Raw genomic sequence first — 1,226 nt, forward strand, 5'->3', positions numbered from 1 at the left:
CTTACCAGGGCGAATGCTGCCCTGTTTGGCCCGCCCGGACTGATGTATGTCTATCATTCTTACGGGATTCATAAGGCGGGCAACATTGTGTGTCATCCGCCTGGTGGCTCCGGCGGGGTGTTGCTGCGCGCGGGCGAGATTGTTGCAGGCCAAGAGCTCGCAGTTTCTCGACGCGGATCTGTCCCCACCCACAAACTCGCTTCCGGCCCCGGTAATTTAGGCAAGGCGTTGGGCCTTCGGATCGAGGATAATTCGCAGCCGGTCCAGCTCGTGCTGCCCAAGACCGAGGTCCCGTTTGTGCGTGGTCCGCGTATTGGGATTACGAAGAATGCTCAGGCGCCGCTTCGGTTTTGGATTCTGGGTGAGAAGTCCGTGTCGGCTAGAAAGAGGCCCCCTGCCGGATTTGGTAATGGAAACTGACGGATCAGACCGAAAAAGTACCGTTGCATTACCAAATCCGACACGCTTTATCTAAACGGCACCTCCCCGATGGTCCGCCGGAGTTTCCTGGTGCGAAGTCGCGATGGGTCTTCAGCTAAGGCCTCTACTGCTTGTACGGCGCACATAACGTGCGCTTCTTTGGAAGACGAGTAAAAGGTTTGCGCCGCTGCGGGCAGTTTCGGGACGGCATGTAGCGGCAGGTCAGAGACGGAAAGTAAGGTTCCATAGGGTATACGGTAACGGTAACCGTTGGCAGCTAGGGTTGAAGATTCCATATCAACGGCTACTGCGGTAGAGCCGCGAAGAGCTGACCATAGAGCTCGTGGAGTGTGCCACTCCCAGTTACGGTCGTCAGTAGAGAGAACGGTACCGGTGCGCATGAGTTCGGTGTCATCTCCATAGATCGCGCGGACTGCGGATTCCAGGGCTCGTTGCACTTCGGGAATGGCGGGGATAGGAACATCGTTAGACAAGTGCCCATCGAGGATGTGGTCACGGCGTTGGTAAGCGTTACCGAGAATGAGGTCGCCGATGCGCATGCGCCCGTCAAGGCCGGCGCAATGGCCAATCATGACCCAGCATTCGGGGCGCAGAACTGCGAGGCAGTCGGTGATTGTTTTGGCGTTGGAGGGGCCGACGCCGATGTTGATCATGGTGATGCCGTCGCCCGAGTCGGTGCATAGATCGTAGCGGGGCATTTGGACGCCGTCGCGCGGCACTTTCAACGAGGTGTACCTGCCACCCGCTGCCTTACCGAAACGGATGAATTCCGTAGTGTGCATCTC

At 57.9% G+C, this 1,226-nt stretch carries 2 protein-coding genes; one reads left to right on the top strand and one right to left on the bottom strand.

The window, feature by feature from the left end:
- Positions 1-420, top strand: a 420-nt coding sequence (locus ACZ6ZO_RS12840) for a DNA-3-methyladenine glycosylase (RefSeq protein WP_465293091.1), incomplete at its 5' end; no start/stop codon positions are given.
- A gap of 47 nt (positions 421-467) precedes the next feature.
- On the opposite strand, the gene amn is transcribed toward ACZ6ZO_RS12840, so the two are convergent.
- The coding region (amn, locus tag ACZ6ZO_RS12845) for an AMP nucleosidase (RefSeq protein ID WP_465293093.1) at positions 468-1,226 on the bottom strand (759 nt) is incomplete at its 5' end.

This window comes from Corynebacterium sp. NPDC104732 (assembly GCF_055583565.1).